Source organism: Paenarthrobacter sp. TYUT067, from assembly GCF_023656375.1.
Lineage (GTDB): Bacteria > Actinomycetota > Actinomycetes > Actinomycetales > Micrococcaceae > Arthrobacter.
The window spans coordinates 180,629-203,783 of record NZ_JAMOIT010000002.1; the positions used below are offsets into that span (position 1 = coordinate 180,629).

24 protein-coding genes are annotated in these 23,155 nt (G+C 62.6%); 19 read left to right on the forward strand and 5 right to left on the reverse strand.

The genetic code is table 11. The features are described 5' to 3' along the window. Positions 1-2: 2 nt before the first annotated feature. Complete coding sequence (locus MOD31_RS02310) at positions 3-341, forward strand: DUF3039 domain-containing protein (RefSeq protein WP_142938704.1); 339 nt, start codon at positions 3-5, stop codon at positions 339-341. Between the two features lie 109 nt (positions 342-450). Then, entirely contained in the window at positions 451-2,226 is a 1,776-nt protein-coding gene (locus MOD31_RS02315) for a DEAD/DEAH box helicase (protein WP_250819744.1), read from the forward strand. Positions 2,227-2,302: 76 nt separating this feature from the next. On the opposite strand, the gene MOD31_RS02320 is transcribed toward MOD31_RS02315, so the two are convergent. Both MOD31_RS02320 and MOD31_RS02325 read right to left on the reverse strand, forming a co-directional pair. Further along, positions 2,303-2,929: an isochorismatase family protein gene (locus MOD31_RS02320; protein WP_250819745.1), complete on the reverse strand. Its 627-nt coding sequence runs from the start codon at positions 2,927-2,929 to the stop codon at positions 2,303-2,305. Then, positions 2,929-4,257, reverse strand: a complete 1,329-nt coding sequence (locus MOD31_RS02325) for a nicotinate phosphoribosyltransferase (RefSeq protein ID WP_142938674.1) — start codon at positions 4,255-4,257, stop codon at positions 2,929-2,931. The genes MOD31_RS02320 and MOD31_RS02325 overlap by 1 nt, the downstream gene beginning before the upstream one ends. Before the next feature lie 37 nt (positions 4,258-4,294). Between MOD31_RS02325 and clpS the strand changes: the two genes are divergently transcribed. The 6 genes from clpS (at position 4,295) to rdgB (ending at position 8,628) form a co-directional block, all read left to right on the forward strand. After that, positions 4,295-4,657 (forward strand): ATP-dependent Clp protease adapter ClpS, encoded by a 363-nt coding sequence (gene clpS / locus MOD31_RS02330; protein WP_024817261.1) that lies wholly within the window; start codon positions 4,295-4,297, stop codon positions 4,655-4,657. Continuing rightward, positions 4,650-5,216, forward strand: coding sequence for a DUF2017 domain-containing protein (locus MOD31_RS02335; RefSeq protein ID WP_223940503.1), 567 nt, complete (start codon positions 4,650-4,652; stop codon positions 5,214-5,216). Before clpS ends, MOD31_RS02335 begins: the two co-directional genes overlap by 8 nt. Before the next feature lie 64 nt (positions 5,217-5,280). Then, entirely contained in the window at positions 5,281-6,351 is a 1,071-nt protein-coding gene (gene murI / locus MOD31_RS02340) for a glutamate racemase (protein ID WP_166840221.1), read from the forward strand. Beyond that, positions 6,348-7,145, forward strand: coding sequence for an MBL fold metallo-hydrolase (locus MOD31_RS02345; RefSeq protein ID WP_142938677.1), 798 nt, complete (start codon positions 6,348-6,350; stop codon positions 7,143-7,145). The genes murI and MOD31_RS02345 overlap by 4 nt, the downstream gene beginning before the upstream one ends. Before the next feature lie 65 nt (positions 7,146-7,210). Continuing rightward, positions 7,211-7,969 carry a ribonuclease PH gene (gene rph / locus MOD31_RS02350; protein ID WP_011775233.1) on the forward strand — a complete coding sequence of 253 codons (759 nt, stop codon included), beginning with the start codon at positions 7,211-7,213 and terminating at the stop codon, positions 7,967-7,969. Then, entirely contained in the window at positions 7,966-8,628 is a 663-nt protein-coding gene (gene rdgB / locus MOD31_RS02355) for an RdgB/HAM1 family non-canonical purine NTP pyrophosphatase (protein WP_250819746.1), read from the forward strand. The genes rph and rdgB overlap by 4 nt, the downstream gene beginning before the upstream one ends. 68 nt (positions 8,629-8,696) lie before the next feature. Here the strand turns inward: rdgB and MOD31_RS02360 are convergent, their stop codons facing one another. Then, the gene (locus MOD31_RS02360) at positions 8,697-9,458 is read right to left on the reverse strand and encodes a DedA family protein (RefSeq protein ID WP_187697156.1); all 762 of its coding nucleotides are present in this window, start codon (positions 9,456-9,458) and stop codon (positions 8,697-8,699) included. Positions 9,459-9,588: 130 nt separating this feature from the next. Between MOD31_RS02360 and MOD31_RS02365 the strand changes: the two genes are divergently transcribed. The 5 genes from MOD31_RS02365 to MOD31_RS02385 all read left to right on the forward strand — a co-directional run bounded on the left by MOD31_RS02365 (position 9,589) and on the right by MOD31_RS02385 (position 13,380). After that, positions 9,589-9,990: a GntR family transcriptional regulator gene (locus MOD31_RS02365; protein ID WP_208095788.1), complete on the forward strand. Its 402-nt coding sequence runs from the start codon at positions 9,589-9,591 to the stop codon at positions 9,988-9,990. Next, positions 9,987-10,925 carry an ABC transporter ATP-binding protein gene (locus tag MOD31_RS02370; protein WP_142938681.1) on the forward strand — a complete coding sequence of 313 codons (939 nt, stop codon included), beginning with the start codon at positions 9,987-9,989 and terminating at the stop codon, positions 10,923-10,925. Before MOD31_RS02365 ends, MOD31_RS02370 begins: the two co-directional genes overlap by 4 nt. Then, positions 10,922-11,608: a hypothetical protein gene (locus tag MOD31_RS02375; RefSeq protein ID WP_166840229.1), complete on the forward strand. Its 687-nt coding sequence runs from the start codon at positions 10,922-10,924 to the stop codon at positions 11,606-11,608. The genes MOD31_RS02370 and MOD31_RS02375 overlap by 4 nt, the downstream gene beginning before the upstream one ends. A 96-nt stretch (positions 11,609-11,704) precedes the next feature. Then, positions 11,705-12,715: an exonuclease domain-containing protein gene (locus MOD31_RS02380; RefSeq protein WP_142938682.1), complete on the forward strand. Its 1,011-nt coding sequence runs from the start codon at positions 11,705-11,707 to the stop codon at positions 12,713-12,715. Between the two features lie 77 nt (positions 12,716-12,792). Then, complete coding sequence (locus MOD31_RS02385; RefSeq protein ID WP_166840233.1) at positions 12,793-13,380, forward strand: DUF4395 domain-containing protein; 588 nt, start codon at positions 12,793-12,795, stop codon at positions 13,378-13,380. A 7-nt stretch (positions 13,381-13,387) separates the two neighbouring features. Here MOD31_RS02385 and MOD31_RS02390 read toward each other — a convergent pair whose 3' ends face one another. Further along, on the reverse strand, positions 13,388-14,458 hold the full coding sequence (locus tag MOD31_RS02390; RefSeq protein ID WP_250819747.1) for an ADP-ribosylglycohydrolase family protein: 1,071 nt from the start codon (positions 14,456-14,458) through the stop codon (positions 13,388-13,390). 77 nt (positions 14,459-14,535) lie between these two features. On the opposite strand from MOD31_RS02390, the gene MOD31_RS02395 reads away from it, so the two are divergent. The 6 genes from MOD31_RS02395 to MOD31_RS02420 all read left to right on the forward strand — a co-directional run bounded on the left by MOD31_RS02395 (position 14,536) and on the right by MOD31_RS02420 (position 22,107). Beyond that, entirely contained in the window at positions 14,536-14,895 is a 360-nt protein-coding gene (locus MOD31_RS02395; protein ID WP_284705199.1) for a DUF202 domain-containing protein, read from the forward strand. Positions 14,896-14,897: 2 nt separating this feature from the next. After that, positions 14,898-15,242, forward strand: coding sequence for a DUF202 domain-containing protein (locus MOD31_RS02400; RefSeq protein ID WP_142938686.1), 345 nt, complete (start codon positions 14,898-14,900; stop codon positions 15,240-15,242). A 160-nt stretch (positions 15,243-15,402) separates the two neighbouring features. Continuing rightward, positions 15,403-16,335: an aquaporin gene (locus MOD31_RS02405; RefSeq protein ID WP_250819748.1), complete on the forward strand. Its 933-nt coding sequence runs from the start codon at positions 15,403-15,405 to the stop codon at positions 16,333-16,335. A gap of 68 nt (positions 16,336-16,403) precedes the next feature. Continuing rightward, on the forward strand, positions 16,404-17,594 hold the full coding sequence (locus MOD31_RS02410) for an exonuclease SbcCD subunit D (protein ID WP_250819749.1): 1,191 nt from the start codon (positions 16,404-16,406) through the stop codon (positions 17,592-17,594). After that, positions 17,591-20,641, forward strand: coding sequence for an AAA family ATPase (locus MOD31_RS02415; protein ID WP_250819750.1), 3,051 nt, complete (start codon positions 17,591-17,593; stop codon positions 20,639-20,641). The genes MOD31_RS02410 and MOD31_RS02415 overlap by 4 nt, the downstream gene beginning before the upstream one ends. A gap of 86 nt (positions 20,642-20,727) precedes the next feature. Then, complete coding sequence (locus MOD31_RS02420) at positions 20,728-22,107, forward strand: MFS transporter (protein ID WP_250819751.1); 1,380 nt, start codon at positions 20,728-20,730, stop codon at positions 22,105-22,107. 3 nt (positions 22,108-22,110) lie between these two features. Here MOD31_RS02420 and MOD31_RS02425 read toward each other — a convergent pair whose 3' ends face one another. Continuing rightward, complete coding sequence (locus tag MOD31_RS02425) at positions 22,111-23,085, reverse strand: helix-turn-helix domain-containing protein (protein ID WP_142938691.1); 975 nt, start codon at positions 23,083-23,085, stop codon at positions 22,111-22,113. Positions 23,086-23,155 lie beyond the last annotated feature (70 nt).

Here is a 23,155-nt window from a genome sequence, read left to right on the forward strand (position 1 = left end):
AGATGTTTGGCATGACTACGCTTCCTCCGGATCCATTCGAAAACGACCCCATGCGAGAGCTTTCCGGAGCCGGAACGTCCACTGCCACCATTGAGCGCGAGGAAACGCGCCAGGAAGTGGAACCCGGCGACCGCGAGCGGTTTTCGCACTACGTCCGCAAGGAAAAGATCATGGAGTCGGCCCTGAGCGGTGAGCCAGTCATTGCCCTCTGCGGCAAAGTCTGGACACCGGGGCGCGATCCCAAAAAGTTCCCGGTCTGCCCGGAGTGCAAGGAGATTTACGACGGCCTCCGCCCCGGCAACGACGGTGGAAACAACGGCGGCCCGGGCAACTCCAAGTAGTGGGTGGGAAGAGAACACCGGCCCTATCTGATCATCTCCTGCCCGTCAGCTTTGGCGTGCCCGGAAATCCGGAAATGATCATCGCTGCCATCAGCCCGGGGGAGCCAGCATGACAGAAACACTATTTGGTGGACCGTCCCTGCCTCCGGCGTACCCGGAACGTGCTGCGTGGGGTACAGCGCCCAAGCTCCGTGCGTGGCAGCAGGAGGCACTTGACCTCTACATGAACCGCAATCCCAAGGACTTCCTCGCCGTGGCAACCCCCGGCGCCGGTAAGACCACCTTTGCCCTTCGCATCGCCACCACGCTGCTGGATAGTGGGGTGGTCAACAGGATCACCATCGTGGCACCTACGGACCACTTGAAACGTCAGTGGGCGGATGCCGCAGCCAAAGTGGGAATCGCCATTGATCCAAACTTCAAGAATTCCGATGGCCAGCATGGTCGTGGCTTCGTGGGCGTTGCCGTCACGTACGCACAGGTAGCCAGCAAGCCCATGCTGCATCGGGCGAAAACTGAAGCGGCACGCACTTTGGTGATCCTGGACGAAATCCACCACGGCGGCGAAGCTTTATCGTGGGGCGATGGCCTGCGCGAGGCCTTTGATCCGGCCGCCAGGCGCCTATCACTGACAGGTACTCCGTTCCGCTCGGATACCTCGCCGATTCCCTTTGTTGACTACGCTGAGGACCGGGACGGCATCCGGCGTTCCAAAGCCGATTACACGTACGGCTATGGCAATGCGCTGCGGGACCACGTAGTGCGCCCCGTACTTTTCATGGCGTATTCGGGCCAGATGCGGTGGCGTACCAGTGCAGGTGACGAGATGGCTGCCTCGCTGGGTGAAGCTGCTGTCACCAAGGACATCACCTCCCAGGCCTGGCGCACGGCGTTGAACCCCACCGGCGAGTGGATTCCTGCCGTCCTGGCTGCGGCGGATAAGCGCCTCAGCGAGGTCCGGAGGACGGTGCCGGACGCCGGTGGCCTGGTCATTGCCACAGACCACGAGGACGCCCGGGCCTACGCGGGCCAGCTCAGGAAGATCACGGGCCAGTCGCCCACGGTGATCCTTTCGGACGACTCCAAGGCTTCGAGCAAGATCGAGGAATTCTCCGCGGGTGAACAGCGCTGGATGGTTGCTGTCCGCATGGTGTCCGAAGGCGTTGACGTGCCGCGGCTGTCGGTGGGCGTCTATGCCACCTCCACCTCCACACCTCTGTTTTTCGCTCAGGCCGTGGGGCGTTTTGTGCGTGCCCGCAAGAGGGGCGAGACGGCGTCGGTCTTTCTGCCCTCCGTGCCGCCGCTGATGATTCTCGCCAACACCATGGAGGCAGAGCGGGACCACGCGTTGGACCGCCCGGAGAAGGACGAAGACGGCCTCTTCAATCCCGAAGAGAACCTCATGGCAGAGGCCAATCGGGAAGACAAAGCGTCGGACGAGCTCACCAAAGGCAAGTTCGAGGCTCTGGATTCCCAAGCGTCATTTGACCGCGTCCTCTTTGACGGTGGTGAGTTTGGCACGGGAGCGGACATCGGTTCCGATGATGAATTGGACTTCCTTGGCATTCCCGGGCTCCTGGACGCAGAGCAAGTGGGCACACTGCTGCGCCAACGCCAGCACGATCAGCAGTCCCGCAAGAAACGCCAGTCACCGCTGGCGGCTGCGGCCGCGCCGGCTCTGCCTGACCACCGGATGCTCATGGACCTGCGCAACGAGCTGGCCAAAAACGTGGCTGCCTGGGCTGCCCGTACCGGCACGCCCCATGGTGTGGTTCACACCAAACTGCGTGAAGTGTGTGGTGGCCCGGCTGTCGCCCAAGCGAACGAGGAGCAGCTGCAGGCCCGCCTGCGCAAGCTTCAGGACTGGTTCATCGGCAGGAAGTAGCTGGAACCACTAGCAGCTGAAACAGGGAAGGGCGCCGCGGTTGCGGCGCCCTTCCCTGTTTCCAGGAATTCACGAATCAGTCGCGTTCGACTTCCACTCCGGCGGCTTCCATTTCGTCATAGGCATCGCTGAGGTCATCGGCGATTCCTGCCGTGAGCCCGGCAATCACCGTGGTGGTGTATCCGGCCTGGACCGCATCCAGCGCCGTAGCCTTCACGCAGTAGTCCGTGGCAAGTCCTACCACCACCACTTCCTCGACGTCGTGGCTTTGGAGCCAATCGTCGAGTCCGATCGCGTCTTCGTCGAGGACTTCAGTTACGGTGGTGCCTGCTTTGAGGTCGCCGGTGGGGACATCATCCTCAGGAGCCAGGACGCCCTCGAAGCCGGAGTAGGCCGCGGTGAATTGACCTTTCCGGAAGTAGGCATGGATGTACTCGGGATCCAGGTCTTCGTGTAGCTCGGCACCTTTGCTCCTGGCCCTGCAATGCGGAGGCCAGGAATCCACCATGTCCGGGTTATCTGAGAAGTGGTCGCCGGGCTCGACGTGCCAATCCTGAGTGGCCACGATGTGATCGAAATGTTGTTGGTTGGCGTCCATGTATTCGGTGATGGCACTTGCAACGGCGGCGCCACCTTCAACAGCAAGCGTTCCGCCCTCGCAGAAGTCATTTTGAACATCGACGATAATCAGGGCCCTGGACATCAGTTCTCCTCGTAGATGGTGGGAATGGCAGCTTCGCCTCGCTGGAGTCGGTTCACGACGGCGGGCAGCTCGGCCATGGTGGCAGCGTGCCGTTCCCGGGCGCGGATGACACCTTCGGGTCCGGTCCACCCGGGCAACACCTCACCGTTCTTGACGAACTGGTGAAGCAGTTCGCGGTCGTTGCCGTCATCTTCGGGGCGGTGGCCGATCCCCACGACTTCCTGGGTGGCCCGCCCGCGCTCGTTGAGCTTCCGCAGGGCGTATTTGCGACCTCCGACGCTTGCCTTGTTCTTGGCGGCCTTGGCTACCGAGATGAACTCGCCGGCATCGTTGGTGCGGCTGACGAGTTTGTAGACCATGCTGGCCGTAGGAGCACCGGATCCGGTGACCAACGACGTTCCAACACCGTAGGAGTCCACCGGGGCGGACTGCAGGGCGGCGATGGCGAATTCGTCGAGGTCGGAGGTGACCACAATGCGGGTGTTGACGTTGCCGAGGTCATCAAGAAGTTGCCGGACCCACTGTGCTTGCGCAATGAGGTCGCCGGAGTCCAGCCGGACGGCGCCGAGTTTATCGCCGGCCAGCTCGACGGCGGTACGCACCGCGGTCTCGACGTCGTAAGTGTCTACCAAGAGGGATGTACCGGGGCCGAACGCTGCGATCTGTGCCTCGAATGCTTCACGCTCGGTGTCATGAAGGAGCGTAAAGGAGTGCGCTGCCGTGCCGACGGTCCTGATACCGTACCGCCGTCCGGCTTCGAGGTTGGACGTGCTGGCGAAGCCGGCAATCACGGCGGCGCGGGCTGCCGCCGTCGCCGATTCCTCCTGGGTGCGCCGGGAACCCATCTCGATGCAAGGGCGTGTGCCGGCTGCCGAGGTCATCCTCGAGGCTGCCGAAGCAATGGCGCTGTCGTGATTGAGGACCGACAGGATGAAGGTTTCCAGGATGCAGGCTTCGGCGAACGTGGATTCGACAATGAGGATGGGGGAGTTGGGGAAGTAGGCGTCACCTTCGGCGTAGCCCCAGATGTCGCCGCTGAACTTGTAGTCGGCCAGGTAGTCCAGGGTCTCCTGGTTGACCACTTTGTTTTGCTCAAGGAATGCGAGCTCGGCGTCGCCGAACCGGAAGTCCGCTATGCCCTCCAAAAGGCGTCCCGTGCCGCCTACCACACCATACCGGCGGCCATCCGGCAGTCGCCGGGCGAATGCTTCGAACACCGAGCGGCGGTGCGCGGCGCCCGAGTGCAAGGCTGCCTGAAGCATGGTCAGTTCGTAGTGGTCTGTGTACAAGGAAGTTGCGGGGTGGTCCCACGACGAGGCTCTACTCACGAATTCACTCTAGTGCGAGCCGCCCTAGAATGGACAGATGAGCCCTAGCGTTGCGTACGGCACGGACATCGATGAGCGGACCAAAGCTGCAGAGCAGTCCTCCACCGATGTCCTGACAGCCCCTGATATCCCGTGGAACCTTGTGATCTGGAATGATCCCGTGAATCTGATGAGCTACGTGAGCTTTGTGTTCCAGAGTTACTTCGGCTACTCCGAATCCAAAGCCCACAAGCTCATGATGGAGGTCCATAAGAAGGGCCGGTCCATTGTTGCCCATGGCAGCAAGGAACAAGTGGAGCAGCATGCCGTAGCCATGCACGGCTTTGGCTTGTGGGCCACGGTTGAAAAGGCCGCGAGCGGCAACGAGACACCCGGGAAGGGCGGCCGCCAGCGTGGCTAAGGCATTCAAGTACGGACTCAAGGGCATCAGCGGATACCTGGAGCCCGCGGAGCGTGACCTCCTGCGGGGATTGCTGGACGACGTCATTTCCATGCTGGAGTCGGACGCCCGGGAGAACGAGGATCCGCTGGCTGCGCTGATCGGCCTGGATATGGACGTCCAGCAGCCCAGCGACCGCGCCCTGCTGCGTCTCTTGCCGAACGTCATGAAGGACGACGACGACGGCTCGCTGGAATTCCGCCAACTCACCGAACGCTCTGTCCGGGAAAACAAAATCGGTGCCCTGAGGGCTGCGGCTTTGGGCCTGGACAAGAACGACCTCGTTTTGACCCCCGAGGACGCGACCCGCTGGTCCATGGCGCTAAACGATGTCCGGCTCGTGCTGGCCGAACGCCTGGATATTCGCGATGAAGCCGATGCCGAGCACATCCACAGCATGCAGGACTGGAGCCAGGCAGAGGACGTGGAGAGCTACCTGGCCCTCGTCTACAACTTCACCACCTGGCTTCAGGAGTCTTTGGTGCAGGCGATGATGGCTGCACGACAGGCGAAATCCTGATCCGGGTGGCGGGATGCTCCTCACACCGTGTGACACATCAGACACGAGGCGGAGAGCACAGGTAATGGCCGCACACCACGGGAAGCCTTATTCTCGAATAATTATGACTTCAGATTCGGGCTCACCCATCGGCGCGTTGGGCAGTAATGCCCCCATTGGCAATGGGGAACTCCTAGGGACACGTCCGATCGGCATCTTTGATTCAGGCGTGGGCGGGCTGACTGTTGCACGGTCCATCATTGACCAGCTCCCCAACGAATCAATCCTTTACGTGGGCGATACCGCTAACGGCCCCTACGGTCCGCTGCCTATTGCCGAAGTTCGCGCGAACGCGCTGGGCGTCATGGACGAGCTCGTGGATTCGGGCGTTAAGTTGCTGACCATTGCGTGCAACTCAGCCTCCGCCGCGGTGCTCCGCGATGCCAGGGAACGCTATACCGCCCGTTATGGCATCCCGGTGATCGAAGTGATCCAGCCGGCAGTCCGGCGCGCTGTCTCGGCCACCCGTTCCGGCAAGATTGGTGTTATTGGAACCTCGGCCACCGTGGGTTCGAGAGCCTATGAGGACACTTTTGCTGCCGCCCCGGACCTTAGCATCACGTCCGTGGCCTGCCCGGCATTCGTGGAGTTCGTGGAAGCCGGAATCACCACGGGCCCCGAGCTCCTGGCTGCTGCCAATGAGTACCTCGAGCCCCTCAGAGTCGCCGGAGTGGACACTGTTGTCCTTGGCTGCACCCACTACCCGCTGCTGACTGGTGTCATTTCATTCGTCATGGGGGAGGACGTCACGCTGGTTTCCAGTGCCGAGGAGACGGCCAAAGACGTCTACCGCGCGTTGGCCAACCACGGCATTCAGCGGACAGAGACGCGGGCACCGAGCCACGAATTCATAGCTACCGGTGATGCTACCCAATTCGAGACTCTGGCCCGCCGCTTCCTGGGGCCGGAAGTCCTCTCCGTAAAGCATGTGGACCACGTCGCGGCCCAGTACCCCACAGGCAGCCTGGCTCGAATAACTCCCGAGATGCTCGAAGCAGCACGGTCCGGATCCGGGCTCTCCCGCCGCTCGTACTTCGTCCAGCCCGATGAGACGCTAAGTCGCGGCACCGGAACAACCATGGGACGTGACCTGTGAAGCTGACCATCGTGGGCTGCACGGGCTCGTTCCCCGGCCCTGGCTCGCCGGCGTCGTGCTATCTGGTGACAGCGCACGACGGTGAGCGCGAGTGGAAGATCGTGATGGACCTGGGCAGCGGAGCTTTGGGTGCCATCCAGCGCTATACGGATCTGGAAGACATCGACGCGATCTTCCTCACGCACTTGCATCCTGATCACTGCATGGACCTCTGCGGCCTTCACGTCGCGGTTCGTTGGAAGCCGGGCGGCTGGGGCAGGGATCGCCTGCCGGTGTGGGGACCTGCAGCCACCGCGGACAGGATGGCCACCGCCTATGGGCTGGATCTCGATCCCGGCATGCACGAGGAATTCGACTTTACCAACTGGACCGAGCTCAAGCCGGTGACGGTGGGTCCCTTCACCGTGACCCCTTTCGCCGTCAACCACCCCGTTGAAGAGGCCTATGCCTTGCGCGTCACCGCTACGGAACCGGGCAAGGACGGCCTTCCCGTCACCAAGGTCCTGACCTATTCGGGGGATACGGATTCCTGCCAGGGACTCGAGGACGCCGCGAGGGGCTCGGACTTGTTCCTGTGCGAGGCGGCATTCGAGGAAGGCAGGGATGACGGCATCAAGGACGTCCACCTCACGGGCAAGCGTGCAGGTGAGGCTGCCATGAATGCCGGTGCCAAGCGACTCCTCCTCACGCACATCCCTGTATGGACCTCGCAGACCAAGGTGTTGTCCGAAGCTAAACCGGTCTTCACCGGTGACGTGGCAGTGGCGGTTGCCGGAGTCCACTACACGATCTAGCCTCACACCATGTTCAGCCCTACCCGGCGTCGGGGTGGTGGCGTCAGCTTGGCTAAGCTTGAACCATGACTTCTGAAGCTACAGCCACTCCCGTCATCCGCGCCGATGGCCGGACCCCCGATCAACTGCGACCCATCAGCATCACCCGCGGCTGGTCGAAGCAGGCCGAGGGCTCGGCACTGATCGAATTCGGCAACACCCGGGTTCTGTGCACCGCTTCCCTGACTGAAGGTGTGCCCCGTTGGCTCAAGGGCGAAGGCCGCGGATGGGTCACGGCCGAGTACGCCATGCTGCCGCGCGCCACAAACACCCGTTCGGACCGTGAATCCGTCAAGGGCAAGATCGGTGGGCGCACGCATGAGATCTCGCGCCTCATTGGCCGCTCGTTGCGCTCCATCATCGACACCAAGGCACTGGGCGAAAACACGATCGTTCTGGACTGTGATGTCCTGCAGGCCGACGGTGGCACACGCACCGCCGCGATCACCGGCGCATACGTGGCGCTGGCGGAAGCTATCCGCTTTGCCCGGGAGAACAAGCTCATTGCCCGCAACGCGGAGCCCCTGGTGGACACCATTGCGGCAGTGTCCGTGGGCATCATTGACGGCGTTCCCATGCTGGATCTGCCGTATGTGGAAGACGTTCGCGCGGAGACGGACATGAATGTTGTGGTGACCGGTTCGGGGAAGTTCGTGGAAGTTCAGGGCACTGCGGAAGGCGCTCCGTTCGATCGCGACGAGCTCAACGCCCTGTTGGACCTCGCACTGCTGGGCACCACCCAGTTGTCCGCCATCCAGCGCGAGACGCTGGCCGAAGCCCCGTGAGCAGCGCACAGGCCTCTGGTGCTCCACGCCTCGTCCTGGCAACACACAACAAGGGCAAGCTGAAGGAACTCCGGGAACTGTTGCGGGGCCAGGTGCCGGGTCTCGACGTCGACACCCAAGTGGTGGACGCCGCTGCGGCAGGTGCCCCGGATGTTGCCGAAACCGGTGTCACCTTTGCTGAGAATTCCCTCCTCAAGGCCAGGGCGGTGGTGGAGGCGACCGGCCTGGTGGCCATCGCCGACGATTCGGGATTGGCCGTTGATGTCCTGGGCGGGGCTCCGGGTATTTTCTCGGCGCGATGGTCCGGCACGCATGGTGATGACATCGGCAACCTGAACTTGTTGCTGGCACAGCTCTCCGATGTTCCGGACGCTTTCCGCTCAGCTGCGTTTGTATGCGCTGCTGCATTGGCGGTGCCGGGTCCGGACGGCATTGCCCACGAGACGGTGGAGTACGGCCAGTTGGAAGGGACGTTGCTGCGTGAACCCCGTGGCGAAGGTGGCTTTGGCTATGACCCCATACTGCAGCCGGCCGGGATGGACCGCAGCTGTGCGGAATTGAGCTCGGAGGAGAAGAACGCCATCAGCCACCGTGGACAGGCGTTCCGTGCGCTGCTTCCCGCGATCGTCGCGGCGTTGTCCGGGCCCAACGCCACGTAGCTTCTTCCCCTACGCGAAAAGGCACCCCGCAGCAGCGGGGTGCCTTTTGTGTTCAGGGTTCAGGGAGCTTAGTGCTCGCTGTGCTTGCCGCCCTCGTGTTCGTCGATGAATTCCTCCACAGGGTCTGTGCCTTCGGCAGCGGCCCGGCGCTTTGCCATGAATCCACGCCCGATCTCAATGAAGATCGGGATGACCGAGATCAGAACAATGACGATGAAGATGATGTCGATGTTGTTTCCAACCCACTCAAACTGGCCAAGCCATGCGCCGAGCAGGGTAACGCCGCCGCCCCACAGGACGGCACCGATGACGTTGAAGAGGAAGAACTTGCGCTTGTCCATCTGAGCCACGCCCACGATCACCGGCACGAACGTGCGGATGATGGGCACGAAGCGCGCCAGAATCAAGGCCTTGCCGCCGTGCTTTTCGAAGAACGCGTGGGCGCTCTCCACGTTTTCCTTCTTGAAAAGCCTGGAATCCGGCTTATTAAAGATGGCAGGGCCGGCCTTGGACCCAATGAGATAGCCGGTCTGGTTGCCAATGATCGCGGCCACGATGATCATGCCGCACATGGCCCAAAGATTGAACTCGATGGCACCCGTGGAGACCAGGAGTCCCGCCGTGAACAGCATCGAGTCGCCGGGAAGGAAGAACCCCACCAGGAGGCCCGTTTCTGCGAACACAATGGCGCAGACCAGAAGGACCACCCACGGCCCCAGGGGTGAATCACGGAGGAAGACGTCGGGGTTCAACCAGTCCGGCAGGAACGAAGCCATAGGCGGCTGTACCGGGCCCGCGCCCCCGAAAGTGGATACGGCAAGGTCGCTTATCGCAGAGAAGATCACCCATCAAGCCTACTTGACGGCCGTCGTCGTATTTTTCCCGGGGACCTCTTGACACTAGGTTTGTCAGTTGTATGGTTAGTTACATGAGTAATGAACCAATGAGGCGGTGGAACTCATGATCGATGACAGCAAGCCGATCTTCATGCAGATCGCCGAACTCATCGAGAACGGCATCGTGGACGGCACCATGGCAGAGGAATCCCAGGTGCCCTCCACCAATGAGTTCGCGGCCTTCCACCGCATCAACCCGGCAACCGCCGCCAAAGGCGTGAACGTGCTGGTGGATTCGGGAATTCTCTACAAACGCAGGGGGATAGGGATGTTCGTCGCCACAGGAGCCCGCGCCCAGCTGATAGCGCGCCGCACCGAAGAGTTTGTTGAGCAGTACGTCAAGCCGCTGGCAGTGGAGGCCCGGAAACTGGGCATTTCGGCAGAGCAGCTGAACACCATGATCGAACGCAATTCCGGGCTGGCCCCGGACACCGGGACAGACAAGGAAAGGAGCGCGGCCCTGTGAACGAGACCATCATCGAGGCCCGTCATCTGGTCAAGCATTACAAGGAACTCAACGCGCTGGACAACGTCAATCTGAGCCTGACGGCCAACCGCATCTACGGATTGCTTGGGCGCAACGGCGCAGGTAAGACCACCTTGATGTCCATTCTGACCGCGCAGGCCTTTGCCACGTCCGGTGAAGCGCTCGTCTTCGGCGCCAGCGCCTACGAGAACGACGCCGTATTGTCCCGGATCTGCTTCATCCGGGAATCGCAGAAGTATCCTGAGGACTTCCATCCGCAGCACGCCTTCCGCTCCGCCGCACTTTTCTACAAGAACTGGGACCAGGACTTCGCTGACCGCCTGGCAGAAGATTTCCAGCTTCCCCTCAAGCGAAGGATCAAGAAACTCTCCCGCGGCCAGTTGTCCGCGGTGGGAGTCATCATCGGCCTCGCCTCGCGCGCCGAGCTGACGTTCTTCGATGAGCCCTACCTCGGCCTTGACGCCGTGGCCCGCCAACTGTTCTACGACCGCCTCGTGGAAGATTATGCAGAACACCCGCGGACCATCATCCTGTCCTCCCATCTGATCGACGAGGTAGCGAACCTCCTGGAACATGTTGTGGTCATTGACAGGGGACGGATCATCATGGACGCCGACGCCGAAGAAATCCGGGGTTCGGCTGTGACTGTCTCGGGCTCCGCCGAAAAGGTGGACACGTTCCTGGCCGGCCGGAAGATCCTGCATCGCGAAACCCTCGGTTCCCTGGCATCAGTGACTGTGGATGAGGCGCTGGGCAGCCGCGATCGTGCCGAAGCGCAGGAGTTGGGCCTGGAGCTCTCGCCCGTCTCCCTGCAGCAGCTGGTAGTCCGCAAGACCATGGCGGGACCGGGAGCCACCGGAGCCGCGTCAAAAACAAACGATTTCGCCGATGACACGTTGGAGGCAAGGCGATGAGCAGGACCGTAGCAGTTGCCCGGATGCAGCTGATCAACAAGTGGACATACATCGGATGGCCCTTGACCATCCTGGCGGCATCGTTCCTGATGTCGATCGCCATCTTCGCGCTGATCCCAGTCACCGAAGGAAAAAACGGTGGCGGAAGCCAGGCACCCCTGTGGTACTTCCTGGTCCTCGGCATCCAAAGCATGACCTTGGTCTTCCCGTTTTCGCAGGGTCTGAGCATCAGCCGGAGGGCCTTCTACCTGGGGACCCTGGGCCTGTTCTCCCTCATTGCCCTGGGGATGACGGCGCTGTACCTGATCGGTGGCGTCATTGAGAAGGCAACCACCGGCTGGGGAGTATATGGGTACTTCTTCAACATTCCATGGGTAACCGAGGGCCCCTGGTACTCCACCGCAGCATTCTTCTTCGTGGTCATGATGTTCATGTTCATCGTCGGATTCTGGTTCGCCACCATTTTCAAGCGCTGGGGAACCACAGGCACCCTCATCTCAACCCTGGGCACGGGGTTGGTCCTGATTGGCCTGGCAGCTTTGGCAACATTGGCCGAATGGTGGGGGTACGTGGGCAACTGGTTTGCCCAACAGTCGCCCCTGAGCATCAGCGGATGGACGGCGCTCCTTTGCGTAGTCCTCGCAGCAGGTTCCTATGCAACCCTGCGCAGGGCCACTCCATAGAGGCCCAAATGTCACGTTGACCACAATGCAGGCCGGAAGGGCCGCCCCGCCGTGCAAATCGGCAAGGGCGGCCTTTTTCGGCTGTAATCTTGTCCAGTGGCATTGGACTTTACGGCGATCGACTTTGAAACAGCCAACGGCTTCCGGGGGTCGCCGTGTTCGGTGGGCCTCAGCAAAGTCCGTGGCGGCGTCGTGGTGGAGGAAGCCTCCTGGCTCATGCGCCCGCCGGAGAACCATGATCATTTCGAGTTCCACAACACCCGAATCCACGGGATCCGCGCCGAAGACGTGGCGGGGCGCCCCCGCTTCGGTGAACTCTTCCCGGAAATCGGCGCCTTCATTGGCAACGACGTACTCGCCGCCCACAATGCAGCCTTCGACCTCGGCGTGATTCGCTCAGGACTGGAAGTCTCCGGCCTTGCCGGACCCGCTTACGACTATGTGTGCACGGTCATGCTCTCCCGCCGCTGCTATTCACTGGTTTCAAATTCCCTGCCGTACGCCGCCGAGGAAGCCGGGGTTCCCTTGGTCAACCACCACGACGCCGCGGAAGATGCCCGCGCTTGCGCCGGCATTCTGGTGGACATCGCCAGGCGGAACAACGCCAACAGCATCGCCGAACTCTACCTATCCCTCGGCCTGAACCTGCCACAGCAACCCGCCTTCGATCCCGCGCATGGCCTCTCCAAGGCGACCATGTCCGCGCTCGCGGCACGGACCGGAAGCGCCGCCGAACGCACGGTCGAACGCGCACTGGGCGTTGCAGGAAGCTTCCAGGCCTGGCCGGAGGAGGGCCCCAACCCGTTGCCCAACCCGTCCGCGGAACCCGGACATCCGCTTTTCGGGCAGACCGTGGTGTTCACGGGCGACCTCGCCATCACCAGGCCGGAGGCGAAGTCACGGGCCGCGGACATGGGAGCACGTCCCGAAAGCCGGGTAACAGCGCGGACTACTGTGCTGATAGTTGGTGACGGTTTCGTGGCAGGTGACTTGCGCGCAGGCCGCCTCACAGGCAAGGCCAAGCGCGTCCTGGAGCTGCACGCCAAGGGCCAGCAAATCGAGGTTGTCTCCGAAGGTGAATTCCTGCAGATGGTGGGCGGCGCATAGCCTCCACCACACGGTCAGCAGTTCATACTGCGCAACAATGCTATCCGCTGGGAGAGCCGCACTCCTAGCCTTGGGGCATGGCCAAACCAGTCCTTCCCCAAGCACCCGCTCGCCAGCCTGCCGCTGCGGCTACTTCTGCTGGCGCTGCTACTTCTGCCGGCGCTGCTCAACGCGGCGGGGTGGACTGGCGGGCAGTTTTTGCTTTCCCCAACCCGGTTAACGAGTACGCCGCCCGGATCACGGCCGGCTTGGTGGTGGCGGTGGCCGTCGCCACCCTCCTGACCGGCTGGGCTTGGGGGCTGGTGGCTCTGGCTGTGGGCTTCTGGCTCCGTGTGCTGTTCGGTCCGCGGATCTCCCCGCTCGCACTTCTGTCAGTGAAGGTGTTGGCACCCCGGCTTGGACACGCCAAGCTCGTTGCCGGTCCACCAAAGCGTTTCGCGCAAGGCATCGGTGCCGCCTTGACGAGTGCCGCCGTCGTGCTGTTTTTCACCGGTTTCCAGCCCGCCGCCTGGATCCTGCTGACGCTGCTGATCGTGGCGGCTTCGCTGGAAGCATTCGTGGGCTTCTGCCTCGGATGCGCGATCTTTGGCTTCCTGCAGCGCCGCGGCTTTATCCCTGAGGACGTGTGCGAAGCCTGCAACAACGTCACGCTCCGCAAGGCGTAGCCACTACCTACCCGGTGGTGACGGCAAGCAATCTGTCCGCCATGCCGCGAATGACTTCCGGGGCCTCCAGGGCCTCCAGCCAATCGGCCGGCAAGCATGCCAGACCATAGTAGGCGCCCAGGATGTTCCCGGTTATGGACCCTGTGGAGTCACTGTCGCCACTGTGATTGATGGCCACGGCGATTGCGTTGCGGAAGTGCTCAGCCGGCGTGCCGCCTTTGGTTGCCAGCACCGCGTAAAGCCCGACGGCGAGCGCTTCCTCGGCGATCCAACCCTCACCAAGTGCTGTGGTCAGTTCTTCCGGGTCCAGAGGGGCGGGCCGCAGGGACAACTGCAAGGCTCCTTCAAGACGCTCCGCCAGTTCGGGTGCTTTGGTAGGAACTGCGTTGACGTAGTTGAGCGCCTCGGTTGCTGCGGTGCGGACGTCCATACCGGCCACGATGTTGTGGATCAGCAGGCTGAAGGCGGCTGCGCTGAGCCGTGCTGAAGGGTGTCCGTGCGTCAACGACGCGGCGTCCGAACTGAGCTTGTACACGGCTTCGCGTGAAATGTGGGGGATTAGTCCAAACGGGGCTGAACGCATCACGGTGCCACACCCTTTGGAGTCGGCATTGACCGGACGGGCCACCGTTCCCATAGTGCCCGTTGCCAAACCGCTGAGGCAGGCGTTACCGGGTGCGCGGCGGTGGCGCAGGACCTCCTGGGCATCGATCCACCGCGGTTGCGGCACGGGAGCGGCGGAGTCAACAGCAACGTCCTGGGTGGCGAGCCAACGCAGGTAGGCAAGCCATAGGCAGGCGATCTCGTCCGCAGCTACGCCATCGTTGGCCCATTCGAGTGCTTCCACCAGGCCGTCAACGGTGTACAGCGTCATTTGCGTGTCGTCCGAGAAGTGGCTGGCGCCGTCGAGCTGACCGAAAGTCTTCAGGCCCTCGGAACCATACCGTGCGCGGATAGCGGCGATGGAGTCGAACTCCACTGCGTAGCCAAGCGAATCACCCAGTGCCCCTCCCAAAAGTGACCCATGGACACGGGACTCGAAGGATGGATCAGCGGGCGATTTAGGTTCAACACTCATGCCAGTAACTTACCGTGCCGTGAGACCCCGCTGGTATGGTGGGGAAGCTGCCCGGCACTGACAAAACTTGGAGAGACATGGCGCGTGAACCCCAGTGGCGACGGACAGGCAGGACGCCCGACTACAGGTTTTCTCTCGCCAACGAACGTACTTTCCTCGCATGGATCCGCACATCCTTGGCACTGCTTGCCGGGGCGGTTGCCGTAGACCAGTTGGCCCCGAACATCGCGCCCACCCCGGTGCGGCTGGTTCTTTGTGTTTTGCTTGCCTTGGTTGGTGCGGGGTTGGCGGCACTTTCGTATCGTCGTTGGGGTCAGATGGAAGCGGCGATGCGCAATGATCAGGCGCTCCCTTTCTCCCGGGTCATGCTGTTCATGACCATCGTGGTTGCCGTGGCGGCCTTCGCTTTCGCGGTGCTGATTTTGGTGGCGCGGTAACTATGGAAGTCCGTGACCCCGGATTGCAGCCTGAGCGCACTATCTTGGCATGGCGCCGGACGCTGATCTCCCTGGTGGTGGTGGACTTGTTCATTTGGCGAAGCTGGCTGACGTCTGAGCCCTCAACCGGCCATCTCGTCGCGGGCCTTCCCGGGCTTGATTACCAAGGCATCTGCGCTCTCGTGGCGGCTGCAGCCACCATCGTGGTGGCGGCAGTGGTGTGGGTTCGCTCACGGCAACTCCACGCCGGCAACGGAGCTGCTTCGGCCCGGCTGGTCCGGGTCAGCATGTTGGCTGTGGTGGGGCTCGGTGCTACCGCGATCGCAGCGATCGCCTTGGGCGGATAAGCTCGGAGGCGGGATTCAGCTGGCGCCCAGACTCGGCTGACAAAATGCTCAGTGGCCTTGAGCTTGCATGACCCCTGCAGCGTCGGTGCCAAGCATCAGCGTCCGCCGCGACCGAAGCCGGCCATACCGGCATCCACACCAACCGAAGGACTCCTTGGACATGACCTCTCCTGTACAGGCCACACCTGAACCCCAACCGGGACTTGTTGCCCGGTTGTCGGCTGAAGCTTTGGGATCGATGTTCGTTGTGGTTGTCGCGGCGGGAGTCGGGATTTTCTCCAATCCTGGTGGTGCCCCCGTGCCTGTTGCTCTTGCAACCGGCCTTGCGGTGACAGTGGCCATGCTGGCCTTCGGCTATGTCTCGGGAGGCCACTTCAACCCTGTGATCACTGTGGGCAATCTGATAGCCGGTCGAGTCCGGGCCGTTGCGGCCTTGGGCTATGTAGCAGCGCAAATTATCGGCAGCGTGGTTGGTGCTGCCTTGATCTACTTTGTGGTGAGCACGGTGCCCGTCCTTACGGACGCGAGGGCCGCTTTTGACGTCGTTGCACCAGGTTATGGCGACCACGCTGCCGCCCAAACACAGCTCGCCGGGGTTCTGTTGGTCGAGGTCCTGGGTGCAGCTCTCATCGTGGCTGTGTTTCTTGGCGCGACCGCCGGCCGCCACGCTGTTCCGGCTATGGCCCCCTTCGCCGTTGGCTTGGCTATGGCTGTCCTGCTCCAGCTCGGACAGGTACTGGGAAACCTTCCCTTCAACCCTGCGCGGGCAACAGCTCAGGCATTCTTCAGCTCGTCCTGGGCGCTTGAGAGTCTGTGGCTCTTCTGGGCGGCCCCGCTGATGGGCGCCGCGCTTGCAGGCCTTGCCTTCCGCGGCTTCCAAGGCTTCTCCACTACTGCCATGGCGGCACCTGGTGACGTTCAAGGCGGCAGCGATGGCGTCAACGACTCTTTTGATGCCAACGATGAGCCGGACGAGGACATCGGGGCCAAGGACGCTGCTGCGGAAGCAGACGGTTCCCCTTCCCGCGCAGTGCCGGCCACGCCGGTCAATGATGACGCCCGGGACTTCTTCGACGGCAAAAAGGGCAAATAACCCTACGGGCTCGACGGCGGACGGCTCGCCTGCGCTTTATTGTCGGTGCCCCCGGTTAGCTTAAAAATATGCGGCTACTTCACACTTCCGATTGGCACCTTGGCCGGTCTTTCCACGGCGTTGGCATGCTCGATGCCCAGCGGAGCTTTGTGGACCAGTTGGTATCACTGGTGGAAGCCAAGTCCGTTGACGTCGTGCTGATTGCCGGGGACGTCTATGATCGTGCTTTGCCCGGATTGGATGTGGTCAAGCTGCTCGATGACGCACTGGTGCGCATCACGCAGGCAGGAGCCGCAGTGGTCCTGACCAGCGGTAACCACGACTCCGCGATCAGGCTGGGCTTCGCTTCCCGCTTGTTGGAACGCGGAGGCGTCCACCTCAGGACCAAGGTGGAGGAACTCGACGTACCGGTGCTTTTCCCGTTGGCAGACAAAGGGGCTGGCAAAGACGGCGTGGGGAACGGCCAAGTGGCGATCTACGGCATCCCCTATCTTGAACCGCGGCTTGTGGCTGAGCGGTTGGGAGCTGAGAACGCCAACCATTTTGATGTGACCCTGGCCGGAGTGGAACGGATCCGGCGTGATGTTCAGGCGCGTCGTGCATCAGGACCGGTGTATCCGGTGGTCCTCGCGCATACCTTTGCCAGTGGGGGCATTACCTCGGAAAGCGAACGGGATCTGAGCATTGGCGGCTTGGGCGCGGTTCCCCTGGATCTCTTTGAAGACTTCGCCTACACAGCTTTAGGTCACCTCCATGGGCGGCAGGAGCTGGCACCCAATGTCCGGTACTCCGGTTCTCCCTTGGCCTATTCGTTCTCGGAAGCCAAACACCACAAGGGTGCCTGGCTGGTAGACCTCGACGCCAGCGGCGCGATCGCCGTTGACGAGGTCCTGTGGGAGGCTCCCAAAGCGTTGGCCACCTTGCGCGGAACGCTGGAGGAGCTATTGGGCGGTGAAGAGCACGCGTGGGCAGAGACAGCCTATTGCCAGATCACGCTGACGGACGCGCAACGTCCTGGGCAGGCCATGGAGAAGGTGCGCACACGTTTCCCGGACACCTTGGTCCTCTCCTTCGATCCCCAAGGTGGTCAGTCACGGCCCTCCACCAGTTACAGCAACCGCCTCGCCGCGGCAGAAGACGACCTCGGTGTCTGCTGCGGTTTTCTGGAACATGTCCGGGAACGTGGTGCAAACGGTGCAGAAGAAGCTGCCCTGACGGAAGCACTTGAAGCCGTCCGGCTGCAGGAGGCTGAGCTATGAGGATTCATCGTTTGGACATCGAAGCTTTCGGTCCGTTTGCAACACCCCAACACATTGACTTTGACCAGCTCAGTGCGCAGGGCCTTTTCCTCCTTAACGGCGCCACAGGCGCCGGCAAGACCAGCATTCTGGATGCCATCTGCTTCGCCCTGTACGGGTCCGTTCCCGGCGCCCGCCAGGAAGGCAAACGGCTCCGAAGCGATCATGCTGCGCCGGGTGCTGAGCCGCGGGTGGTGTGTGAGTTCTCTGCGCGTGGCCGCCGTTTTGAAGTGACGCGCTCCCCGGCGTGGGACCGTCCAAGCGCCCGCGGCCGCAATGGATTCACTACCCAGCAGGCCAAGACCCTTCTCAGGGAACGCGTAGCCGGGAGCTGGGAGGAGAAGTCGTCCAGGAATGACGAGGTAGGGGCTGAGCTTTCGGATGTCCTGGGAATGGACCGGGAGCAGTTTACCCGTGTGGTGATGTTGCCACAGGGCGACTTTGCCGCTTTCCTGAGGTCCAAGGCCAACGACCGACTGGACCTGCTCCAAAAATTGTTCGGCACGCAGCGATTCGAAGCGGTGGAACGCCAGCTCCTGCAGCAAGCCGCCGATGCCGCCCGCGCTGTGCAGGACAATGCCTCCGAACTCCAGCAGCTACTTGACCGGGTCGCATCTGAGCATGACCATCTGGATCTTCCTGCAGCTGCTACTCCGGCTGCCGACAAGGAGCCAAACCAGGAGCCGGGACAAGAGCCAACGCCGGAACCAGGCAAGGAACCGGAAGCTTGGCTGGCCGTCATGGAGGCTGAAACTCACTCTGAATGGCAGCGTCGGCAGGACGAGGCAGCGGAGGCAGAATCAGCGGCCACCCGCCTGCTGGAACAATTCCACGAGGCTCAGGAGAGGTCGCTCAGGCATGGTCGGCTGGGCGCTGCGATGCAACGGCGGGTGTTGCTTGAACTGGCAGCGCCCCGAGCGCTGGAGAACAAGGAGATGCTGGGCAGACACCGGCGTGCCGCCGTTCTCAGCGGCCAGCTCGAAGCTGTCGATTCGACGGCGCGCAAACTCGAAACCGCCGCAGAGCGGGCTGCCGGTGTGCGCGGGAAGCTTGGTGCAGCTGGCCTGGACGCCGCTACTACGGATGTAGCTTTGGAAGCCGTTAAAGCCGTCTGCGCAGTGGTTGAGGCACGGCTGCCCGATGAACAACGTCTGGAAGTCATCACGGCACGTTTGGCAACCATGCGTGGTGATATCGCCGAACAGCAGGCCGCTGCCGGCGCTTCGGCCGGTCTACTGGAACAGTTGCGCTCCGACGTGTCCACCGTGGAAGCAGAGATCCAGCCTCTGGAACCGTTGGCTGGCCAGCTCGCGGAACTGGAGCGGGAGGCTGCTGGTGCCGCCGAGCTGGTAGGGATTGTGGCCCGCCACGCAACGGCCACCAACGAGTTGGACGGGATCACCCTGAAGCATCTTCAGGCTCGGACCGAATCGCAGGACCTCCGGCAGCAATGGCTTGATGTCCGTGAACTGCGTTTGGCCAACGCTGCGGGGGAGCTCGCTGCGGCGTTGGAAAGCGGTAAGCCGTGCGCCGTGTGCGGAAGTGAGGAACATCCCAACCCAGCCGAAGCCGTGCAAACGGCGCTCTCCCTCGCCCAGGAAGAGGAAGAAGCCAAGGATCGGTTTGAGGCCAGCGAAAAAGCCTTGGCGCTCCTCGCTGAGCAGCTCTCCTCCGCAGCGCAGGTGCTCGCCGGACTGGTGGCCCAGGGAGGTGCAGTGGATGCTGCTGAAGCAGAATCCAAGCGGGCGTCTGCCCAGGAGGCTGCCTCGACGGCTCGCAAGGCGGCGGTGACATTGGAGAAGCTTCGCGCCCGGCACGAGGCCCTCAGCAAGCGGATCGCCCTGGTGCAACAAGAACACGACGCTTCCGCGAACGCTGCGGCCCAGGGGTCTTCGGCAGCACAGCTGCTTCAGGAGCAGTGTGCTGCCTTTGAAGTAGAACTTGCCGGTTTGAAGGACGGCTTCCCCAGCCTTCGCGAGCGGCTGGAAGCACTCGTCGATGAGCGCGGGCTTCTGCAGGCGGCCGTGGATGCAGAGCGGGAACTGGAACAGGCACAACAAGCCTGCGAAGCCGCAGCCGCTTCCCTTGACAACGCCTTGGTGGAATCCGGATTTGCTTCGGCTGACGAAGCCCGCCGGGAGATCCTCCCGCCCGCAGATGTGGTGGGCCTGGAAAAGGATCTGGCCGATTTCGAGGCCGAATCGTCCCGCTTGGATGAGCTGTTTGCCGGTGAGGACCTGATCCTTGCGGCCAAGGAAGCCAGCATCGGCGAACTCCCCTTGGCCGAAGCCGAGCTTGCCGAGGCGAAGCTTCTTGCTTCAAAGGCCGCCGATGACGCACGGGCCAAGGAATTGGCAGCCGGCCTTGCCGGCAAGTCAGCGGACGCTGTTGCCCGCCTGGGGAAGGAGTACCGGACCCTGGCCCAATCGGGAAGGGAACCTCGGCGCCGGGCACATATGCTCGCAGAATTGGCCGACACCGTAAGGGGCTCGGGTGATAACAACTACCGCATGAGTCTGAACACTTATGTCCTGGCGGCAAGGCTGGAACAGGTAGCCATTGCAGCCTCCGAGCGGCTCGTGGCCATGAGTGATGGCAGATACACCTTGCAGCATACGGACGCCAAGGCCGCCAGAGGCGCAAAGTCGGGCCTTGGGCTGGAAGTCGTGGATGAATGGACCGGTCAGCGGCGGGACACTTCCACGTTGTCGGGCGGTGAATCCTTCATGGCGTCATTATCCCTGGCGCTGGGCCTCGCCGATGTAGTGCAGCAGGAGGCCGGCGGAGTCGATATTGAGACGCTGTTTGTGGACGAGGGCTTCGGCAGCCTGGATGAGCAATCCCTGGAGCAAGTGATGGACGCCCTTGAGGGACTGCGCGACGGCGGCAGGGTTGTTGGCCTTGTCAGTCACGTCGCGGAGATGAAGCAACGGATCACCAACCAGCTGCAGGTGATCAAGGGCAGGCATGGTTCCAGCGTGCGGATTGCCGACGCTGTACCGGTCTGAGACGTATCCGATAGACTTAACCCGTTACACCGGGTCGCGCGCATCGGGAGGAGGGACGATGCGCATCCTTTAGCGAACCCGGATTGATGGAAAAAACTTCTGTAACGTCACAGCCTGCACCCCAGGCTCCCTCCCGCCCCTCCCGCCTGCCGGGCCGTTTCGCTCGGCTGCCTGAACTGGCGGGACCTGGTTTCCTGCCCTTGGGGCTCTTCGCCAGGCTACCCTTGGCCATGCTGACCGTGGGCACCCTGACCTTGGTCACAGCCGTCAGCCACTCCTACGCCATCGGCGGCATGGCAGCCGGAGCCGTCGGTATCGGCTCGGCGGTGGGGGCTCCCGTCCTGGGCTCCCTGGCCGACAGAGCCGGGCAACGGATCGTGCTGCTTGTGGCGGCAGTGGTCAACACCCTTGCTGTAGTGGGGCTCCTTGCTGCTGCGTACCTCACTACCGGTTACGGTTCCGTGGGCGAGGCGGCTGGTGTCCTCATTGTGGCCTTTCTCGCTGGCGCCAGTTGTCCCCAGGTGGGGCCCATGGCCCGTGTTCGGTGGATGGCGCTGACCACCCGTAATTTGTCCCCGGCTGCAGCAAACGGGGCCAGAAGCGTAGCAGCCAACCGGGCCGACCTTGATACCGCTCTGTCCTATGAAGGCACCGCTGACGAGGTCACTTTTGTCCTGGGCCCCGCCTTGGTGGGTGTTCTTGCCAGCTTGGTGGCACCCTGGTTGCCGCTCGCTTTGGCCGCTGTCATGACCATCACCCTGGTTCCGGCCTTCGCCGTCCATCCAAGCCAACACGCGGTGGTGCCCGCACCCCGCAAGCCGCGTACCGGCGTCGCGCCTTCCAATGGACAAGCCTCTATTGGCGAGCACTCCGCCCAAGTCCCTGCGCAGCGGCGTCATCGTTGGGCCGGAGCCGTGGTGGCCGTTCCCGTGGTGGCCATGGTGTGCATGGGTACGTTCTTTGGAGCTACCCAGAACGCGCTGAGTGCCTTCTCGGCGCAGTACGCTACGGCCGAGATCGCCGGACTGCTGTATGCAGTGATGGGGCTTAGTTCAGCTGTGGCGGCGCTGTCTGTAGCTTTCTGGCCGCAACGGTTCAGTCTGGCTTCCCGTTGGGTCGCCGCAGCGCTGGCGATGTCCGTTTTGTCGCTCCTGTTGCTTCTCCCTGCTGGTATTTGGCCCATGATCTTTGTCCTGCTGATACTAGGAATCCCCGTGGGGCCAGTGATGGTCACCGTCTTCAGCATCGGCGGCGTGGTGGCTCCAGCCGGTCGCATGGCCACTGTGATGACGGCGCTCGCCAGCGGAATCGTGGCAGGAACAGCGTTGGGCTCCTACCTGGCCGGGCAATTGGCGCAAACGCAGGGGCCGGGCGCAGCCTTTGTCGTCTCGATGGCGGCTGCAGCAGGGCTGTTGCTGCTGGGTGTCCTCACATCCTTGGTGATGATGCGCCAACCTCAGGGGTAACCGCTATGCGGCACTGCGGTAGCCGGTGGGGGAGTTCCCGAAAGCTGCGCGGAAGATGCGGCTGAAATGGGCTGCATCGGTGAACCCCCACCGCGCCGCGATGGCTGTTACAGGTCGATCGGCCAGCACAGGATCTCTAAGGTCCCGCCGGCACCGTTCCAGTCGCCGTTGCCTGATGGAGGAGGCTACCGTGGTCCCGATTTCCTGGAAGAGGTCGTGCAGATGCCGCGTTGAGATGTAGTGGGCCGCGGCAATGCTTCCGGGGGAGAGTCCGGGATCACCGAGGTTGGCCTCGATGTAGTCGTGAATGCGGCCAAGCAGCAGCAGATGCGGATCCCTGCCCGTCTCGATCAGTTGATCGAGCTCACCGTTGAAAAGTGTAGTGACCAGGTCCAAGGCGTTGTGGACCAACCGGAGTCCATTGGCCCCGGAGAGGGCCTCAAGGTTGTCGGCCAGTTTCACCAGGAAGGGGCTGATGAGCTCGCCCAGGCCCTCATCGCCCGGAATTCGCAAGGCTGTCACATGTCCCATGGCTTCGGCGGGCAAGTCCAACAAAACGTGCGGGAACATGAGCACCAACGTGCGGAAGTCGTCGTCGAAGGTTAATTGATACGGACGCGAGGTGTCGTAGATGGAGAGGTCCCCGGGGCGGAGCACGGCCTCGCGCTCGTCCTGAACCAGGCGGCCCGATCCACCGAGCTGGATGCTGAGTTTGAAAAAGCGCCCCGTGGACTTGGCAATCAGCTCCGGCGTGCGAAGCACAGTGTGGGGCCCGGCTGTAATCTCCACCACGGAGATCTGCCCCAGCACTCGTGCCCTCATCATGCCGTGGAAGTCAGTGCCCGGGAAGGAAGAGCTGTTGGGGCCCGTAGCCAGCAGGGGCACGAAAGAGCTGGAGATTGCTTTGCTCCACTCCTGGAACGACTCCGCCACAATGGTTTCCACAGTTGCGGGGCCCATATCAGCCGCGACGGTCATCAAACTCCTTTTCAGTGGCCCGCGGCGCCGGTGCCACTGGGGCAGGGAATGCCGGGTTTGCGGGCGTGAG

Bases quoted from the DNA above. Each gene is read 5' to 3' on its own strand.
- MOD31_RS02310 (WP_142938704.1), top strand. From the start codon at position 3: ATGTTTGGCATGACTACGCTTCCTCCGGATCCATTCGAAAACGACCCC.
- MOD31_RS02315 (WP_250819744.1), top strand. From the start codon at position 451: ATGACAGAAACACTATTTGGTGGACCGTCCCTGCCTCCGGCGTACCCG.
- MOD31_RS02320 (WP_250819745.1), bottom strand. From the start codon at position 2,929: ATGTCCAGGGCCCTGATTATCGTCGATGTTCAAAATGACTTCTGCGAG.
- clpS (WP_024817261.1), top strand. From the start codon at position 4,295: ATGAGCCCTAGCGTTGCGTACGGCACGGACATCGATGAGCGGACCAAA.
- murI (WP_166840221.1), top strand. From the start codon at position 5,281: ATGGCCGCACACCACGGGAAGCCTTATTCTCGAATAATTATGACTTCA.
- rph (WP_011775233.1), top strand. From the start codon at position 7,211: ATGACTTCTGAAGCTACAGCCACTCCCGTCATCCGCGCCGATGGCCGG.
- MOD31_RS02365 (WP_208095788.1), top strand. From the start codon at position 9,589: ATGATCGATGACAGCAAGCCGATCTTCATGCAGATCGCCGAACTCATC.
- MOD31_RS02375 (WP_166840229.1), top strand. From the start codon at position 10,922: ATGAGCAGGACCGTAGCAGTTGCCCGGATGCAGCTGATCAACAAGTGG.
- MOD31_RS02385 (WP_166840233.1), top strand. From the start codon at position 12,793: ATGGCCAAACCAGTCCTTCCCCAAGCACCCGCTCGCCAGCCTGCCGCT.
- MOD31_RS02390 (WP_250819747.1), bottom strand. From the start codon at position 14,458: ATGAGTGTTGAACCTAAATCGCCCGCTGATCCATCCTTCGAGTCCCGT.
- MOD31_RS02395 (WP_284705199.1), top strand. From the start codon at position 14,536: ATGGCGCGTGAACCCCAGTGGCGACGGACAGGCAGGACGCCCGACTAC.
- MOD31_RS02400 (WP_142938686.1), top strand. From the start codon at position 14,898: ATGGAAGTCCGTGACCCCGGATTGCAGCCTGAGCGCACTATCTTGGCA.
- MOD31_RS02405 (WP_250819748.1), top strand. From the start codon at position 15,403: ATGACCTCTCCTGTACAGGCCACACCTGAACCCCAACCGGGACTTGTT.
- MOD31_RS02410 (WP_250819749.1), top strand. From the start codon at position 16,404: ATGCGGCTACTTCACACTTCCGATTGGCACCTTGGCCGGTCTTTCCAC.
- MOD31_RS02415 (WP_250819750.1), top strand. From the start codon at position 17,591: ATGAGGATTCATCGTTTGGACATCGAAGCTTTCGGTCCGTTTGCAACA.
- MOD31_RS02420 (WP_250819751.1), top strand. From the start codon at position 20,728: ATGGAAAAAACTTCTGTAACGTCACAGCCTGCACCCCAGGCTCCCTCC.
- MOD31_RS02425 (WP_142938691.1), bottom strand. From the start codon at position 23,085: ATGACCGTCGCGGCTGATATGGGCCCCGCAACTGTGGAAACCATTGTG.